We start from the raw sequence: 14,116 nt of genomic DNA on the forward strand, positions 1-14,116 counted from the left end.
TGCTGTTTATCAGACCCAGCCGCCGCGGCGGCGCTGGGGCGCCGTGTCGCCCCGCCCCCCCCGGCGTCACCCCCCGGGGTGGGGGACGTCGCCCCCCCCGACTCCCCACTCCTCGGCTGCAAACGAGCGCGGCCCCCGCTCGGTGAGCGAGGGCCGCGCAACGCCCGTCCATCAGGTCAGAGCCAGGAACCCCGAGCACGCTTCAGGGGATCCGGCCGAGCCGACGGTGGACGGTCAGGCCTTGCGGATGGAGTAGGCCATGCCGCTGCCGACGCAGCTGTTGGTGCTGTACGACCTCGTGACGACCCAGCCGGTGGGGATCGGCGAGAAGGAGCACACGTCGGCGCCGGTGAGGTTGGCGGTGTTGTTGATCGTGTAGCCGACGCCGGTGCCGACGCAGCTGTTGGTGCTGTACGACCAGGTGACGACCCACCCCGGCGGGATCGGCGTCATCGAACACACGCTCATGCTGCTGGCGTTGGCGGTGTTGTTGATCGTGTAGCCGACACCGGTACCGATGCAGCTGTTGGTGCTGTACGACCAGGTGATCACCCACCCCGGCGGGATCGGGGTCATCGAACACACGCTCATGCTGGTCGCGTTGGCGGTGTTGTTGATCGTGTAACCCACCCCGGTGCCGACGCAGCTGTTGGTGCTGTACGACCAGGTGATCACCCACCCCGGCGGGATCGGCGTCATCGAACACACGCTCATGCTCGTGGCGTTGGCGGTGTTGTTGATCGTGTAACCCACCCCGGTACCGGCACAGCTGTTACTGCTGTACGACCAGGTGATCACCCACCCCGGCGGGATCGGCGTCATCGAACACACGCCAATGCTGGTCAGCCCGGTCGAGTCGGTGATGCTGTAGGCGACTCCGGTGCCGGGACAGCTGCTGCTGCTGTACGACCAGGTGATCACCCACCCCGCCGGGATGGGGGAGTTGGAGCAGACGGTGGTACTGGCGGTGACCCGCTGCGGGGCCGCCTGCGCCTGCGCACCGGCGGCGGTCATCACGCCCAGCAGGAGGAGCACGGCCGCCAGCAGATGCGGGATGCGGTTCCGTAAGGTCTTCATTTCAGCCTCAGATCATCTCGACGCTCTACGACTACGTTGATGCAGGTGAGATGACCATCGGCTTACTTGTCTGATCATCTCGGCTGAGATGGTGTCAGAGTTGTTCCAGGGGTACCAGAGTGCCTCGGAGCACCCCGCCCCGCTTCGGACATCGCTGCCCGGCCCCCTCTGACCAGCGGGTTTCCCCAGACCTTGGAGGAGTCGACCGGCCCCCGCTCAGCGAGCGGGGGCCGCGCCGCGAAGACCAGCCGTCACCCGAGGTCCAGCAGCTGCTCGTAGAAACCGCCGAAACCGCGCTCCCTGTCGACCAGGTGCAGCTCCAGGATCCAGTGGCAGACCGCACCCGTCCGGTCCGTCCGGCGCAGCGGGTTGTGGTTCTCCGGCGTGATGTACGACTCCGACTTGGCGCCGTCGTTGGTCTCGTGGGGGAACTCCCCGACCAGGTGGCCCGCGTGCCAGATGCCGATCGCCCAACCCGCCTCGGTGGCAAGGCGGTCGACCTCCGCGTACAGCTGCGCGCCGGTGATGTCCGGGTGCGCGGCGAAGAACGCCCGCCCGGCGTCGAAGATCCGCGGGAGGTCCTGCGCCAGCCGGTGCTTCTCGGCGTCCTCGCCGAAGACGTACGTCCGCCCGAAGTCGGCCTCGTACTCCTCGAAGATGGGCCCGAAGTCGGCGAAGGCGATGTCGTCCGCACCGATGATCCGGTCCGGCGGGTTGTCCTTGTACGGCGCCAGGGTGTTCGGCCCGGAGCGGATGATGCGCTTGTGCCAGTGCTTGGTGGTACCGAACAGCTCGTTGGCCAGGTCGCGGATCCGGTCGCTGACCTCCCGCTCGCCGACGCCCGGGGCGACCAGGCCGCGGGCCTCCATCTCGGCGAACAGCGCGATCGCCTTCTCCTGCGCCGCCACCAGGCCCTCGGCCCGCCCGGCCTCACGCGCCGCCTGGGATATCTCAACTGCCATGTCGGATGACCTCTTTCGGGATGTGATGGTGCTGCCACCAGCGCGGCGGGCCGGCCGGGCCGCACCCACACCCCGACCCCGCCCTCCTCCACCCCATGATCGCAATCCGCTTGGCACGCGCAAGGCCTTATCGGCGAACACCTGTGGCCGGCGCCCGTACGGCGCCGGCCACATCGGACCAGAGGACGGTCGGCCCGGAGTCCGCCTGCCGGGACAGCCGGGCCGACCGGGCCGACTACGAGGACGGCTCGCCATCCGCCTCCGGCTCGGCGGTGTCGTCCGCGGGCGTCTCGGGCTTCACATGGAGGATCTCCCGGGCCTGCTCGGCGGCGCGGGTGATGCTCTCGCTGACGAAGTCGAGGAAGCGGGCGATGTTCTCCAGACGGTTACCGGCCGGGGTGGCCCCGCCGAGGATGCCGACGCCCTCCCGTGCGATCTCGACGAGTTGGGCGGTGGAGCGGGCGCTGGCCATCATCGACTGGTACCAGACGTCGTCGTCGACGGCATAGCGCTCGCGGCGGCGCTCGTCGCGCTCCCGGCGGACCAGGCCCTGGGCGTCGAGGAACATGATCGCCTTGGAGATGGACGCCGGACTGACCTGGAGGTGCTGGGCGAGTTCGGACGCGGTGAGGCTGCCGGCATCGGTGAGGGTGAGGCAGGCCATCACCCGGCCCATCATCTTGGGCATGCCGGACGCTATCAGGAGCGTGGTGAACGTTTCCTCGAACTCGCGCACGGCCTCGGCGTCGCGCCCGTGGGTCTGCGGGGAGGACGCCGGCCCCCGGGGTGCGGCCTGCCTGCGCCGGTGGGTCCGGCGCTCGGTGGCGCGGTGGGCCAGGTCGGCGCGGTAGGCGGTGGGGCCGCCGTTGCGCATGACCTCGCGCGTGACGGTCGAGGTCGGACGGTCGAGACGTCTGGCGATCTCCGCGTAGGCGAGGCCGTCGGCCACCCCCAGCGCGATCTGCTGGCGTTCCTGCTGGGTGAGTCTGCCTCCCGGCATCGTGGTCTCCTTCGTGGTCCGTGGTGGCCTCAGCATAGCGTTCGCTCCCAATTCATTGCAACGACCACACCCCTTGTCATTGCATTTGATTCGAGACCATCGCAACGATATTGGTCCCATGAGCTGCAGTGATGCACATTCTGCGCAACGAATCCATTGCACGGACTTGGAATGCAACGTAGCTTTTCCCTCGTCAGAAACGACGAGCACACAGGAGAGCACGATGCAGAAGTTCGCCACCCCCGCCCCGATCGCCACCGTCCTCGACATCCCCGCGGGGCGCATCCGGTTCATCGCCGCCGACCGCGCCGACACCGTGGTCGAGGTCCTGCCGGCGAACGCCGCGAAGGGCCGCGACGTGAAGGCGGCGGAGCAGACCACGATCGAGTACCGCGACGGCGTCCTGCGGATCGAGGCCACGGCGAAGAACCAGTACCTCGGCGCTTCCGGTTCCGTCGAGGTGACGGTCCAGCTGCCCGCCGGCTCCCGGATCGAGGCGAAGGCGGCCAGCGCCGACCTCCGCGGCGTCGGACGGCTCGGTGACGTCGCCTTCGAGGCCGCGCAGAGCTCGGTCAAGCTCGACGAGGCCGCGAGCGCCCACCTCACCCTCCAGGCCGGCGACATCGCGATCGGCCGCCTGAGCGGCACCGCCGAGCTCAGCACCCAGAAGGGCGACCTCCACATCACCGAGGCCGTCCGCGGCACGGTCACGCTGCGCACCGAGTACGGCGAGATCGCCGTCGGCGCCGCCCGCGGAGCCTCCGCCTCGCTGGACGCCGGCACCTCCTACGGCCGGATCCACAACACCCTCCGGAACACCGACGGCGCCGCAGACCTGAACATCCACGCGACCACCGCCTACGGCAACATCACCGCCCGCAGCCTCTAGCCGTTACGTCCGCCGGACGCCACCGTCCGCAGCCTCCGAAGGAGCACCTCCCATGACCAACCTGGCCATCGCGGCGAACGGGCTGCGCAAGTCCTACGGCGACAAGGTCGTCCTCGACGGTATCGACCTGGCCGTCCCCGAGGGCACGATCTTCTCCCTCCTCGGCCCGAACGGCGCCGGCAAGACCACCGCCGTCAAGATCCTCTCCACCCTCGTCTCCGCCGACGCCGGCGAGCTGTACGTCGGCGGGCACGACCTTGCCACCGACCCGCAGGCGGTGCGCGCCGCGATCGGCGTCACCGGCCAGTTCTCGGCCGTCGACGGCCTGATCACCGGCGAGGAGAACATGCTCCTCATGGCGGACCTGCACCACCTGTCCCGCAGCGAGGGCCGGCGCACCGCCGCCGAACTGCTGGAGCGCTTCGACCTGGTGGACGCCGCGAAGAAGCCCGCCGCCAGCTACTCCGGCGGCATGAAGCGCCGCCTGGACATCGCCATGACGCTGGTCGGCAGCCCACGGATCATCTTCCTCGACGAGCCGACCACCGGCCTCGACCCGCGCTCGCGCCACACCATGTGGGGGATCATCCGCGAGCTGGTCTCCGGCGGCACCACCGTCTTCCTCACCACCCAGTACCTGGAGGAGGCCGACGAACTCGCCGACCGCATCGCCGTCCTGAACGACGGCCGGATCGCCGCCCAGGGCACCGCCGAGGAGCTCAAGCGCCTCGTCCCCGGCGGACACGTCCGACTGCGGTTCGCCGACCCGGCCGCCTACCGGCACGCCGCCACCGCCCTGCCCGAGGCCACCCGCGACGACGAGGCGCTCGCCCTGCAGATCCCCAGCGACGGCAGCCAGCGCGAACTGCGCGCCATCCTCGACCGGTTGGACTCCGCCGGCATCGAGGCGAACGAACTGACCGTCCACACCCCCGACCTGGACGACGTGTTCTTCGCCCTCACCGACACCGCCGCCGCCGGTGCCACCGGCGCCACCACCACCGCCACCGTCCCGAACCAGTCCAAGGAGACAGTCCGATGAGCGCCCTCTCCCTCGCCCTGCGCGACTCGAACACGATGCTGCGCCGCAACCTCCTGCACGCCCGGCGCTACCCGTCGCTCACGCTGAACCTGCTGCTCACCCCGATCATGCTGCTGCTGCTCTTCGTCTACATCTTCGGAGACACGATGAGCGCGGGCATCGGCGGCGGCGCCGCGGACCGCTCCGCTTACATCGCGTACGTCGTCCCGGGCCTGCTGCTGATGACCATCGGCAGCACCGTGGTCGGAACCGCGGTGTCCGTCGCCACCGACATGAACGAGGGCATCATCGCCCGCTTCCGCACGATGGCGATCCACCGCCCGTCGGTCCTGGTCGGGCACGTCGTGGGCAGCGTGCTGCAGTCGGTCGCCAGCGTCGTCCTGGTGGGCGCGGTCGGCGTGGCCATCGGCTTCCGCTCCACGGACGCCACCGCCCTGGAGTGGCTCGCGGCGTTCGGGCTGCTGGTGCTGTTCGCCACGGCACTGACCTGGATCGCCGTCGGGATGGGCCTGATCAGCCCGAACGCCGAGGCCGCCAGCAACAGCGCGATGCCGCTGATCCTGCTGCCGCTGCTGTCCAGCGCCTTCACCCCGATCCACTCCATGCCGGGCTGGTTCCAGCCGGTCGCCGAGTACCAGCCGTTCACGCCCGCCATCGAGACGCTGCGCGGCCTGCTGCTCGGCACGGAGATCGGCCACAACGGCTGGCTCGCCGTCGCCTGGTGCCTGGCCCTCGCGGCGCTCGGCTACCGCTGGTCGACCTCGACGTTCAACCGCGACCCGAAGTAACCGCCATGACCACGCGGGCCGCCTCCCGCAATCCGCACCGCCCCAGGGCGGCGCACACCGACACCGCGTCGGAGTGCGCCGCCCTGTTCGCGTGCGGGGCGGGGGCGGGTCCGGCCGCCGGGGCGCCTCGGGCCGTCGGTGCGCCGGGGCCGAGAAAAAGTGGCGAGACGATACGTCTCGTATTGACATCGGCCCGGCGAGGCATCAGAGTGGAGCTCGCGAGACGATACGTCTCGTTCAGCCACTGGACCACCGAAAGGCCACGACGATGACCCGAAACACCACCGACCGCGTCTGGCTCGTCACCGGAGCCTCCAGCGGCCTCGGCCTCGCCTTCACCCGCGCCGCACTCGCCGCCGGCGACCGGGTGGTGGCCACCGCCCGCCGGACCTCCCCGCTCGACGCCACCGCCTCCGAGCACCCGGGACGCCTGGTCGTCCTCCCCCTCGACGTCACCGACCGCGAGGCCGTCCGCGCCACCGTCGACAAGGCCGCCGCCGCGTTCGGCCGGCTCGACGTCGTCGTCAACAACGCGGGCATCATGGCGAGCGGCACCGTCGAGGAGTTCACCGAGGACGACGCCCGCGCCCAGCTGGAGACCAACTTCTTCGGCGCGCTCTGGGTCACCCAGGCCGTCCTCCCCCACCTGCGCGCCCAGCAGAGCGGACACATCATCCAGATCTCCAGCATCGGCGGCGTGATCGGCTTCGCCACCACCGGCCTGTACAGCGCGAGCAAGTGGGCGCTGGAGGGCATGAGCGAGGCGCTCGCCCAGGAGGTCGCGCCGTTCGGCATCAGGGTGAGCATCGTCGAGCCCGGCGGCTACACCACCGGCCTCTACACCGCGATGCGCACCGAGCCCCGCCACGAGGCCTACGAACCGCTGCACGCCGCGCTCGCCGAGATGTGGGGCGACGCGGAGGACTCCGACCCGGCCGACGCCGCGCGCGCCCTCCTCGCCCTGGTGGACAGCGACGAGCCGCCGCTGCGGCTGGTCCTCGGCGGCGCCATGTACGACGTCGCCCAGCAGGCGGCGGACCGGCGCAAGGCGGACTGGGCCGGTTGGGAGGCCACCAGCCGCGCGGCCGGCAGGTAGCACGGGGCTGCCGGGGGCTATACCTGGTCGAAGTCCCAGACGAGCGCCACCAGGCCCTCCTCCGGTACGCCTCCGGCGCGGCCGTACGTCGCCAGGGCCGCCTCGTTGTCCTCCTCGGTGATCGACCACATGCCGTAGCAGTCGCGCTCCCGCGCCAGGTCCGCGAGCGCCGACACCAGGGCCCGGCCAACGCCGCGGCCGCGGAACGAATCGTCCACGCCCAGCTCGTACAGGAACAGCTCGGTGCCCTTGTCCGGGTGCGTCATCTCGACACCGCTGACCATGCCCGCCGGGACGTCGTCCAGGTAGGCGATCAGCAGGTGGTGTCGTTCGTCCGCCAGGAACCGCTCGGTCGCCCCCCGCCGAGGGGGGGCGTCGAAGAGGTGCCCGGCCGCCTCGACGGCCTCGACCTGGGTGATACGACGGATCTCCATGCGGGGATGGTCCCAGGTTCCGCCGCGATGGCACCGCTATTTCCGAAGAGGTTGGAGAGGTCGGAGAGACAGGGGAGGCCGGGGAGGCCTACCGGGGCGCGATGATCCCCGTCAGCCACCTGAAGGCCGGGACGACCAGCGGCTTCCACGTCGACGTCAGGTGCGGGCCGGTGGTCTCGACCGGGGTCACGGTGGTCGGGCTCTTCGCCGCCTGCTGGAGTGCGGTCGCGTCCTCCAGCCCGTCGCCCCGCTTCCCGGACACGTAGAGCGCGACGTTCGGCGGGGTCGGGGCGTGCGTGAGGAGGTAGAGCGGGTTGGAGGTCTCCCGGAGCCGGCGGTCCTTGGCGGTCAGCGAGGAGGGCTCGCCCGCCGGGTCGTTGTAGCCGGACATGCTGATCCCCGCGCGGTACCGGTTGGGGTGGGCGAGGGCCAGGCGGGAGGCGCAGTGGGCGCCCGCCGAGTAGCCGGCCAGGGCCCAGCGGTCCGGGGTGGTGTCGGCCCGGAAGTTGTCCACGATCATCTGCGGGACGTCCCGCGCGAACCAGGTCTCGGCGTTGACCTTGCCCGGGACGTCGGCGCAGCCGGTGTCGGTACCGCCGAGCAGGGTGACCCGGGGCGCGACCAGGATGAACGGGGTCACCTGACCGGACTTCATCAGCGGTTCGAGCTGGCCGATCGCGTCCATGGTGTCGCCGAACCAGGCGCTGGAGGCGCCCGGGTAGCCGGCCAGCAGCTCGACGACCGGGAAGGTCCTGTCCTTGTGCGCGGGATCGTCGTACTGCGGGGGCGTCCAGACCAGGACCTCGCCGTCGACGCCGGAGAGCCTGCCCTTGAGGTCGGCCTGCTTCACGTTCCTGGGCACGGCGTCCGAGTCCGGGGCGTGGAAGGACTGCGCCACCTTGGGCGGGGCGGTGGCCGCCGGGGCCGCGGAGGCGCCGGGCGTGGCGGTACCGGGCGCCGGGGCCGCGGCCCGGTCCCCGGCGAGGCCCTCGTCCTTCGGCGGCACGGGGACGGCCCGGACATGGTTGGAGGTGCCCAGCAGGTCGCCCCAGCTGTCGTAGAGCTGGTTCTCGTTGTTGACCAGGACGAAGACCATGGCCACGGCGGTGAACTGACAGAGCAGGACCGTCCCCAGGTAGGACAGGACCCGCAGCGGTCCGCGCCGCTGCTCGGCGGCCGCCACCCGCCCGAGGAAAGCCCATCTGCCGCCCCACTGCACCATCGCCAGGGCGATGGAGGCCACGAACAGAACAATCGTGAGAACGAGGAAGGGCGTGCCTGTCAGATTCATCGCGTTCCGGTACCCAGCTCCTGTGCCGCCCGGGCCGAATGCCCGACGACATGGTGGACGGCGCGGAACAGCCGTTCGGTTGCCCGTCCCTGGGAGAAAGCCGAAAGCCCGCCCGGGGGCCGCGAATTCCGTGATGGTTCGTCACGGAACAGGAAACGCCCGGGGAATCCCGCGCCGATGGCGCCCTACCGTCCGCCGCCGGCGTAGCGGGCCGGTGAAGTCCCCACCGCCGCCGTGAAGTCCCGGGTGAAATGCGCCTGATCGGCGTACCCGAGTTCCACCGCGAGCGCCGCCCAGTCGACGTCCGCGCCCTGGTCGGCGCGGCGGGCGGCCTCGTGCAGCCGGGCCCGGCGCAGGACCCACTTGGGCGGGGCGCCGACGTACTCGGCGAACAGCCGCTGCAGCCTGCGCACGGTGATGCCGAACTCCTCGGCCACCTGGTCCACCCGGCGCAGGTCGGCGGCCCCGGTGATGCGCTCCACCATCGCGGCGGCCTGCTCCGCGGCCGGATCGGGCGCGGGCAGGCGGTCGAGGAGGAAGGAGTCGACCCGGGCGGCCAGCGCGGCGAGGTCCTCGACGCCCTCCAGCACCACGTCGTTCAGCCGGTCCACCTCGGGCCCGAAGATCCCGGCCGCGGGCACGGACCGGTCGGCGAGCGCGGACACCGGGCGGTCGGTGAACGAGCGGAAGCCGCCCGGGCGGAACTTGACCCCCAGCGCCCGGCCCGCCCCCTCCAGCCGGCGCACGAACAGCGACCGGTCGACCCCGTAGACGCGGGCCGCCGGCGGCTCGAAGACCAGGTGGACGTTGGGGTGGGAGAGCACCTGCTGCTCGTAGGCGGGCAGGCCCCGGCGGTCCCAGCGCACCATCCAGTAGAACTCGACGACCCGCGCCGGCCCCGGGGCGGGCTCGTGCCGGTCCAGGCTGATCACGGCTGCCGCCCGGTCGGGGTGGAGCACCCCGCGCCCGAGGTCTGTCATACCCACCAGGCTAGCCGTCGCGTTTGTTCAAGACCCCGGCCCGGTGGGCGAACCAGGATCGACCCATGAACGGTCACGCACTCCACCCCCTCATGGCTCAGGCAGCGGCCGAGGCCGCCCGCATCGCCCACGGCGTCCGCGCGGAGCAGCTGGACGGACCCACCCCCTGCACGGGGTTCGACACCCGCGCCCTGGTCGGCCACTGGGTGCTCTACACCTCCCACGGGCTTGAGCACCGGGCCCGCCGGGAGCAGCTGCCGCAGGAGCTGACGGAACGCGACTTCACCGCCGACCCGGCCTGGGCCGAGGGCTACGCGAAGCAGCTGGACCGGGCCGTGGCGGCCTGGGCCGATCCGCGGGCCTGGGAGGGGGAGATCGATCTGGGCGGCGGGGCGGTCATGCCCGCGACGGCGATCGCCCGGATGCTGATCGCCGAACTGCTGGTGCACGGCTGGGACGTCGCCGCGGCCACCGGCCAGCGGGTCGAGGTCACGGACGAGCTCGCCCGGCTGGTGCTCGGGCTGGTCGAGGAGTTCGCGGAGATGTTCCGCCAGTACGATGGCTTCGCCGACCCGGTGGCGGTACCCGCCGCCGCCCCGCTCTTCGAGCGCGCCCTGGCCGCCTCCGGCCGCGACCCGCGCTGGGCTCCGGCCGCCGGCTGACCGGCGGACGGCAGCGGCAGCGGCAGCGGCAGCGGCAGGGGTGTTTGCAAAGTCCCGCCGGGTCCGACGGGACTTTGCAAAGACTCGCTAGCCCTGGACGGCGGGCCGGTAGGTGGCCACGTGCACGCCCGTCTTGGCGGTGACGGTGGAGACCAGCTCCAGCGTGCGCAGCACACCGTCCTCCGGGAAGATCCGCTTCCCGCCGCCGAGGATGACCGGCATGATCATCAGCCGGAGCTCGTCGAACAGGCCCTCGGCCAGCAGGGTACGGACCAGGGTGGGGCTCCCCAGGACGGAGAGGTCGCCGCCCTCGGTCGCGCGCAGCTCCCGGATCCGGGCGAGGGCGTCCCCGCCGGGGATCCGGACGGTGTTGTTCCAGGTCAGCTCGTCATCGCCGAGCGTCCCGGTCACCACGTACTTCCGGAAGGCGTTCATCTGGTCGGCGAACGGGTCGCCGCCCCGCTCGGGCCACGCACCGGCCATGGTCTGCCAGGTGCGGCGGCCGAACAGCAGCGCCTCCGCCCTGCCCGCCGCCTCGCCGATGGCGGCGCCCATGACCTCCGGGTCGAAGAACGGGTGCGACCAGCCGCCGTGGGCGAAGCCGCCGTCGACGTCCTCCTGGGGACCGCCGGGCGCCTGCACGACACCGTCGAGGCTGATGAACTCACTGATCACGATGCGCATGGTGGCGCTCCTTGTTTCTCGCTGCGGGCTTACATGAGGTTGGACCGGCACGCCGACCGGAACTCATCGCTCCCACCGAGACTTCTGCTGTGACCTGGAGCACACCGCCGCGCACCCCTCAGTCCGAAGCCTCCGAAGCCCCGGAAGCCGCGGAAGCTCCCGGCGCCTCCGGAGCTTCCGCGGGCGCCCCCAGGGCGCGCCGCACCAGCCGCGTCGCGGCCGGGACGGCCTCCCGCAGGTCCCCGTCCGGGCCGACCGTCTCGCCCGCCAGCGCGTCGAAGGCCTCGAAGCCGGTGAGGACGAACAGCAGCGCCGCCGCGTCCTGCGGCACACCGTCGAGCCGGCCGACGAGCACCCGCGCGCCCTCGCGCCGCCGGGCGTCGCGCTCGCCGACGACCCGGCCCACCTCCTCGTCCAGTGCGGCCAGCGCCCGCAGCCGGCGGGTGCAGGTCCGGTCCACCGCCCAGAAGCCGCCCATGATCCCGACGAAGCGGTCGACGGCCGCCCAGGGGTCGGCGAGGGTGAACGCCTCGGGGAGCCGCGCCAGCCCGCCCTCGGCGGCGAGCGCGTCGCAGACCGCCTCCAGCAGGCCCGGCTTCGAGCCGAACTGGTAGTAGACGGTGGCCCGGGCGACGTCCGCCCGCCGGGCCACCGCGTCCAGCGAGAGGGTGCCCGCCCCGGTCAACTGATCTCGCGCGGCCCGGACGATCCGCGCACGCGTCTCGTCCACATCCGACTGCCGCTGTCCCATCCGGTAGGCCCGGGGGCTCATGGCGCTCGCCTCCACATGCTCGCCCCGGCCGCGGGCGCGGCCGTGGACACCTCGTGAACAGGCAGTATCGCCGATCCCCCGCGAGCGGCTGCGGGGGATCGGCGAGCTCATGGGCCGGAGGCCTCAGACGATGACCCGGCCGCCGCTGACGTCCAGCGTCTGGCCGGTGATCCAGGAGGACGCGGCGGAGGCCAGGAACAGGGTGGCCGACGCGATGTCCTCCGGTTCGCCGAGCCGTCCGATCGGGTGGGCGGCGGCGACCGCGGCCTGGACCTCGGGCGGCATCACGGCGGCCGTCCGCTCGGTGCGGACCGCGCCGGGCGCGATGGCGTTGACCCGGACGCCGGCGCCCGCCAGCTCCAGGGCGAGGTGGCGGGTGTACATCAGCACCCCCGCCTTGGCGGCCGCGTACGCGGCGGAGGAGCCGCTGGGCAGCCGGCCGGCCGTGGACGCCATCGTGACCACCGAGCCGGCGCCGCGCTTCAGCAGGCCGGGCAGAAAGGCCTGGACGGTCAGGAAGGTGGCGTTGAGGTTGGCGTCCAGCACGGCCCGCCAGTGCTCCTCGGTCTCCCGGACGGTCGGTACGGGGTAGCCGTCGCCCCCGACGAACGCCGCGAGCACGCCGACCGGTCCGAGCCCCTCCTCGATCCGCTCGGCGGCCCGGGCGAGCGCGGCGGCGTCGGTGCAGTCGGCGACCAGGCCGAGCGCCTCGACGCCGATCGCGCGCAGCTCCGCGGCGACGGCGGCGAGGGCCTCCTCGTCCCGGCCGAGGACGGCGACCGCCGCGCCCTGCCGGGCGAACGCGCGGGCGGTCTCCGCGCCGATCCCGCGACTGCCTCCGGTGATCACGACGACCGTGCCGGCCAGGTCGGGGTACTGAACTCCCATGTGCCATCGCTCCTTCGGGTCCGACTGTGGTTCACTGAGTTCAGTCATACAGTCCGTCTGAATGAATTGGCAAGGGCGGACCCGGACCCGAACCCCGAGGAGCAACCCGATGAAACTCGCCGTCGTCGGCGCCGCCGGACGCACCGGCCGCCTGGTCGTCGACCTCGCCCTGGCCGCCGGGCACACCGTCACCGCGGTGGCCCGCACCCCCTCCCGGCTACCGGACTTCGAGCACGGCACACCGCTCACCGCGCAGGCCGACGTCCAGCGGCCCGGCTCCCTGCACGCGCCGCTGGCCGGGCAGGACGCGGTGGTGTCCACGCTCGGCACGACCGGCCGGGCGGCCACCACCGTCTTCTCCGACGGCGCGCGGGAGCTGGTCGCCGCCGCCCGGGCGGGCGGGGTGCGGCACGTGGTGGCGATGTCCTCGGCGGGGCTGGACAGCGACCACCTCCCCCTCGCCCAGCGGGTGGTCACCAGGCTGGTGGTCGACCGGCTCTACCGGGAGGTCCACCGCGACCTCGCCCGGATGGAGGCCGTCCTGACCGACTCCGACACGATCTGGACGGTCGTCCGGGTCCCGATGCTCAAGGACGGTCCGGCCTCGACCGCGCCCTGGGTGTCCTACGGCCTCCCGCTCCCGAAGGCCGGCACCGCCACCCGGGCCACCGTCGCCACCTGGATCGTCGGGCACCTCGGCGCCGCGGAGACCTTCCGTCACCTGGTGTCCATCGCCGACGGCTGACCGGGGGCGCCCACCGGCCGGGCCCCGGCTCCCGGCCCGGCCCCAGCTCAGCCCCCCGGCCCGGCTCCCGGCTCAGCCCTCCTGCGGGACGCGCCGCCGCATCGCCACCACGAACAGGAACGCCGCCGACAGCACCGCCGACACCTTCAGCACCCCGGGGGCGGCCGACCAGGCGACCTGGCCGACCTGCTGGTCAGGCTGCAGCGCCTGGCCCCAACGGCCCTGGGCCCGGCCCCAGAACCAGACGGTGGTCGCGGTCATCGTCATCAGCGGGATGCCCAGGATGGCGAACTTCCGCATGATGTCCGTCAGTTGCCGGGACAGGTAGCCGAGCGCCCAGCCCACCAGCATCGCCAGGATCTGCCCGGTGACCGCGCCGCCCACCAGCACCGCCGCCGACAGCAGCAGCAGCGGCGACGGGCGGCGGGCACCCCGCGCCATCCGGCGCTCCGCCCTGGCCGCCGCCCGCGCCGCAGCCCTCGCCGCAGCCGTCCCGGCCCGGTCCGGCCGCTTCGAGGCGCCCGCCCCGGCCGCTGCCTGCGCCTCCTCGACCGCCTCCCCCGCCGCCGGCGCGCCCTCCTCGGCCGCCCGCTGCTCGGGGATCGGCTTCGCGGGAGCCGGCGGCGCGTCCGAGAAGTTGAGCATCACCAGGTCCCAGCCGCCGGTGTCCGCCGAGGTGTACAGCTGCGGCGGCGGCAGGGCGTCCGGGTCGGCGGCCGGCCGGGGCGGCGGCGCGACGGGCGGCATCCCGGGCACGCCGGGCGCCCCGGAGGCGTACACGCTGTCCTCGTCCGCCGCGTCGCCGA

At 72.5% G+C, this 14,116-nt stretch carries 16 protein-coding genes; 6 read left to right on the plus strand and 10 right to left on the minus strand.

Going from position 1 to position 14,116, the window contains the following annotated elements; translation table 11 throughout:
- Nucleotides 1-234: 234 nt before the first annotated feature.
- From ACFVVX_RS07155 to ACFVVX_RS07165, 3 genes are all read right to left on the minus strand, one after another.
- On the minus strand, nt 235-1,077 hold the full coding sequence (locus tag ACFVVX_RS07155; RefSeq protein WP_387942307.1) for a hypothetical protein: 843 nt from the start codon (nt 1,075-1,077) through the stop codon (nt 235-237).
- A 251-nt stretch (nt 1,078-1,328) separates the two neighbouring features.
- A complete protein-coding gene (locus ACFVVX_RS07160; protein WP_387942309.1) occupies nt 1,329-2,039 on the minus strand; it encodes a M24 family metallopeptidase in 711 nt (236 codons plus the stop codon).
- A gap of 235 nt (nt 2,040-2,274) precedes the next feature.
- A complete protein-coding gene (locus ACFVVX_RS07165) occupies nt 2,275-3,039 on the minus strand; it encodes a helix-turn-helix domain-containing protein (protein WP_387942310.1) in 765 nt (254 codons plus the stop codon).
- Nucleotides 3,040-3,262: 223 nt separating this feature from the next.
- Between ACFVVX_RS07165 and ACFVVX_RS07170 the strand changes: the two genes are divergently transcribed.
- The 4 genes from ACFVVX_RS07170 (at nt 3,263) to ACFVVX_RS07185 (ending at nt 6,854) form a co-directional block, all read left to right on the plus strand.
- Complete coding sequence (locus ACFVVX_RS07170) at nt 3,263-3,928, plus strand: DUF4097 family beta strand repeat-containing protein (protein WP_387942312.1); 666 nt, start codon at nt 3,263-3,265, stop codon at nt 3,926-3,928.
- A gap of 52 nt (nt 3,929-3,980) precedes the next feature.
- Entirely contained in the window at nt 3,981-4,970 is a 990-nt protein-coding gene (locus tag ACFVVX_RS07175) for an ATP-binding cassette domain-containing protein (RefSeq protein WP_387942314.1), read from the plus strand.
- The gene (locus tag ACFVVX_RS07180) at nt 4,967-5,758 is read left to right on the plus strand and encodes an ABC transporter permease (RefSeq protein ID WP_387942316.1); all 792 of its coding nucleotides are present in this window, start codon (nt 4,967-4,969) and stop codon (nt 5,756-5,758) included. The genes ACFVVX_RS07175 and ACFVVX_RS07180 overlap by 4 nt, the downstream gene beginning before the upstream one ends.
- Nucleotides 5,759-6,026: 268 nt before the next feature.
- A complete protein-coding gene (locus tag ACFVVX_RS07185; RefSeq protein ID WP_387942318.1) occupies nt 6,027-6,854 on the plus strand; it encodes an SDR family NAD(P)-dependent oxidoreductase in 828 nt (275 codons plus the stop codon).
- A 17-nt stretch (nt 6,855-6,871) separates the two neighbouring features.
- Here ACFVVX_RS07185 and ACFVVX_RS07190 read toward each other — a convergent pair whose 3' ends face one another.
- The 3 genes from ACFVVX_RS07190 to ACFVVX_RS07200 all read right to left on the minus strand — a co-directional run bounded on the left by ACFVVX_RS07190 (nt 6,872) and on the right by ACFVVX_RS07200 (nt 9,559).
- Nucleotides 6,872-7,288 (minus strand): GNAT family N-acetyltransferase, encoded by a 417-nt coding sequence (locus ACFVVX_RS07190; RefSeq protein ID WP_387942320.1) that lies wholly within the window; start codon nt 7,286-7,288, stop codon nt 6,872-6,874.
- An 88-nt stretch (nt 7,289-7,376) separates the two neighbouring features.
- Nucleotides 7,377-8,531 (minus strand): alpha/beta hydrolase, encoded by a 1,155-nt coding sequence (locus ACFVVX_RS07195; RefSeq protein ID WP_387942322.1) that lies wholly within the window; start codon nt 8,529-8,531, stop codon nt 7,377-7,379.
- Nucleotides 8,532-8,764: 233 nt separating this feature from the next.
- The gene (locus ACFVVX_RS07200; protein WP_387942324.1) at nt 8,765-9,559 is read right to left on the minus strand and encodes a DUF6597 domain-containing transcriptional factor; all 795 of its coding nucleotides are present in this window, start codon (nt 9,557-9,559) and stop codon (nt 8,765-8,767) included.
- Between the two features lie 65 nt (nt 9,560-9,624).
- Between ACFVVX_RS07200 and ACFVVX_RS07205 the strand changes: the two genes are divergently transcribed.
- Nucleotides 9,625-10,221, plus strand: coding sequence for a TIGR03086 family metal-binding protein (locus ACFVVX_RS07205; RefSeq protein ID WP_387942326.1), 597 nt, complete (start codon nt 9,625-9,627; stop codon nt 10,219-10,221).
- A gap of 87 nt (nt 10,222-10,308) precedes the next feature.
- On the opposite strand, the gene ACFVVX_RS07210 is transcribed toward ACFVVX_RS07205, so the two are convergent.
- From ACFVVX_RS07210 to ACFVVX_RS07220, 3 genes are all read right to left on the minus strand, one after another.
- Nucleotides 10,309-10,905: a dihydrofolate reductase family protein gene (locus ACFVVX_RS07210; RefSeq protein ID WP_387942328.1), complete on the minus strand. Its 597-nt coding sequence runs from the start codon at nt 10,903-10,905 to the stop codon at nt 10,309-10,311.
- Nucleotides 10,906-11,023: 118 nt separating this feature from the next.
- On the minus strand, nt 11,024-11,677 hold the full coding sequence (locus ACFVVX_RS07215) for a TetR/AcrR family transcriptional regulator (protein ID WP_387942330.1): 654 nt from the start codon (nt 11,675-11,677) through the stop codon (nt 11,024-11,026).
- A 123-nt stretch (nt 11,678-11,800) separates the two neighbouring features.
- Complete coding sequence (locus tag ACFVVX_RS07220; protein ID WP_387942332.1) at nt 11,801-12,565, minus strand: SDR family NAD(P)-dependent oxidoreductase; 765 nt, start codon at nt 12,563-12,565, stop codon at nt 11,801-11,803.
- 109 nt (nt 12,566-12,674) lie between these two features.
- Between ACFVVX_RS07220 and ACFVVX_RS07225 the strand changes: the two genes are divergently transcribed.
- On the plus strand, nt 12,675-13,310 hold the full coding sequence (locus ACFVVX_RS07225; RefSeq protein ID WP_387942334.1) for an NAD(P)-dependent oxidoreductase: 636 nt from the start codon (nt 12,675-12,677) through the stop codon (nt 13,308-13,310).
- 72 nt (nt 13,311-13,382) lie between these two features.
- Here ACFVVX_RS07225 and ACFVVX_RS07230 read toward each other — a convergent pair whose 3' ends face one another.
- Nucleotides 13,383-14,090, minus strand: a complete 708-nt coding sequence (locus ACFVVX_RS07230) for a hypothetical protein (RefSeq protein WP_387942336.1) — start codon at nt 14,088-14,090, stop codon at nt 13,383-13,385.
- Nucleotides 14,091-14,116: the final 26 nt, after the last annotated feature.

The sequence above is a fragment of the Kitasatospora sp. NPDC058170 genome, from assembly GCF_042883905.1.
Taxonomy (GTDB): Bacteria; Actinomycetota; Actinomycetes; order Streptomycetales; family Streptomycetaceae; genus Kitasatospora.

Excerpts from the sequence above, each read along its gene's own strand:
- ACFVVX_RS07190 (WP_387942320.1), bottom strand. The coding sequence starts at position 7,288 with ATGGAGATCCGTCGTATCACCCAGGTCGAGGCCGTCGAGGCGGCCGGG.
- ACFVVX_RS07205 (WP_387942326.1), top strand. The coding sequence starts at position 9,625 with ATGAACGGTCACGCACTCCACCCCCTCATGGCTCAGGCAGCGGCCGAG.
- ACFVVX_RS07175 (WP_387942314.1), top strand. The coding sequence starts at position 3,981 with ATGACCAACCTGGCCATCGCGGCGAACGGGCTGCGCAAGTCCTACGGC.
- ACFVVX_RS07180 (WP_387942316.1), top strand. The coding sequence starts at position 4,967 with ATGAGCGCCCTCTCCCTCGCCCTGCGCGACTCGAACACGATGCTGCGC.
- ACFVVX_RS07220 (WP_387942332.1), bottom strand. The coding sequence starts at position 12,565 with ATGGGAGTTCAGTACCCCGACCTGGCCGGCACGGTCGTCGTGATCACC.
- ACFVVX_RS07225 (WP_387942334.1), top strand. The coding sequence starts at position 12,675 with ATGAAACTCGCCGTCGTCGGCGCCGCCGGACGCACCGGCCGCCTGGTC.
- ACFVVX_RS07165 (WP_387942310.1), bottom strand. The coding sequence starts at position 3,039 with ATGCCGGGAGGCAGACTCACCCAGCAGGAACGCCAGCAGATCGCGCTG.
- ACFVVX_RS07155 (WP_387942307.1), bottom strand. The coding sequence starts at position 1,077 with ATGAAGACCTTACGGAACCGCATCCCGCATCTGCTGGCGGCCGTGCTC.
- ACFVVX_RS07200 (WP_387942324.1), bottom strand. The coding sequence starts at position 9,559 with ATGACAGACCTCGGGCGCGGGGTGCTCCACCCCGACCGGGCGGCAGCC.
- ACFVVX_RS07160 (WP_387942309.1), bottom strand. The coding sequence starts at position 2,039 with ATGGCAGTTGAGATATCCCAGGCGGCGCGTGAGGCCGGGCGGGCCGAG.
- ACFVVX_RS07185 (WP_387942318.1), top strand. The coding sequence starts at position 6,027 with ATGACCCGAAACACCACCGACCGCGTCTGGCTCGTCACCGGAGCCTCC.
- ACFVVX_RS07210 (WP_387942328.1), bottom strand. The coding sequence starts at position 10,905 with ATGCGCATCGTGATCAGTGAGTTCATCAGCCTCGACGGTGTCGTGCAG.
- ACFVVX_RS07215 (WP_387942330.1), bottom strand. The coding sequence starts at position 11,677 with ATGAGCCCCCGGGCCTACCGGATGGGACAGCGGCAGTCGGATGTGGAC.
- ACFVVX_RS07170 (WP_387942312.1), top strand. The coding sequence starts at position 3,263 with ATGCAGAAGTTCGCCACCCCCGCCCCGATCGCCACCGTCCTCGACATC.